The organism is Polaromonas sp. P1_E1_2, assembly GCF_056406035.1.
In genome coordinates, this window is the sequence record NZ_JBFUAZ010000910.1 from 1 (window position 1) to 1,103 (window position 1,103).

Annotated in this window: 2 protein-coding genes; both read left to right on the plus strand. The window is 60.8% G+C overall.

The genetic code is table 11. The features are described 5' to 3' along the window. Nucleotides 1-248, plus strand: a 248-nt coding sequence (locus AC1D1P_RS24005; RefSeq protein ID WP_477674742.1) for a glutathione S-transferase C-terminal domain-containing protein, incomplete at its 5' end; no start/stop codon positions are given. Nucleotides 249-548: 300 nt separating this feature from the next. Beyond that, nucleotides 549-1,028: a GNAT family N-acetyltransferase gene (locus AC1D1P_RS24010; protein ID WP_477674743.1), complete on the plus strand. Its 480-nt coding sequence runs from the start codon at nt 549-551 to the stop codon at nt 1,026-1,028. Nucleotides 1,029-1,103 lie beyond the last annotated feature (75 nt).

Here is a 1,103-nt window from a genome sequence, read left to right on the forward strand (position 1 = left end):
GCCTGGGTGCGGCATGGCTGCTCAAGCTGGACGGCATGCTGGCAGGCGGGTGGCTGTTTGGCGCACGCGCCAGCCTGGCCGACATGGCGCTGCTGCCATTTGTGCGCCAGTTCGCGCATACCGACCCCGCCTGGTTTGCAGGCCAGCCCTGGCCGCAACTGCTAGCCTGGCTGGCGCACTTTGAAGCCAGCGCGCTATATGCCGGCGTGATGGACAAGCATGCGCCATGGCAGGCGGGCACAGCATGAAGCTTCAGTCGCTATCAAATCAATAGCTTCTTGCGCTCGCCTTCATTGGGCTTGGCAGCAATTTTGTGCCTGAGATTTGGGGGAATCGGAAAAAACTGCTGCCGGGGGCTTGCGGTTTGATTTGCCTTTTGCAGGCATGTACCGGAACAAGGACTTTCAACGTAAAGCGCAACCAAAACCTTGCAAAACCGCTGGATCGCGTGGGGGCTGCTCCTGCAGACTGTGAGGAAGCAACAGCAGCAACAAACAGTCAGCTCTGCCGGTTTCCCTTTCGCCACTTCACGACGCCAGCCACTCACCATGCACATCCGAATCGCCACCCCGCAAGACGAGCCAGCCATCGTGGCCATGGCCGTCGCCTTTCGCAACCATCTGGAGCGGCACACGCCCTCGGACGCCCAGTTTGGCGACAGCGTCCGCAAGTTGCTTGGGTCGCAAGACGCGGAATTCTTCATCGCCATGGTTCACGGCCAAGCCGCGGGTTACGTGCTGCAACGCTATCGCCATTCCATGTGGGCCAGCGGCACCGAGGCCACCATTGAAGACCTGTTTGTTGACCCGTCCGTTCGCAGGCAGGGTACGGGCAAGGCGCTCATCGAGTTCGCACTGGCGCATGCGTGCCAGGCCGGCTGCGCCAGCGTGTGCCTGGACACGAACGAGTTCAATGCGGCTTCGACCAGAATCTATACGGGCCTCGGGTTTAGCGCCATGTCAAAACGCTGGAACGGCCGGCAGATTTTCTTTCGCAAGTCAGTTGAGGGTCGGCTTCAAGCGGCCTAGCGGTGAATCCGCGTAGACAGCACCACTGAGGTATTGGTGCGCTCCACCCCGTCGAGCAGGCCAATGCCGTCGATC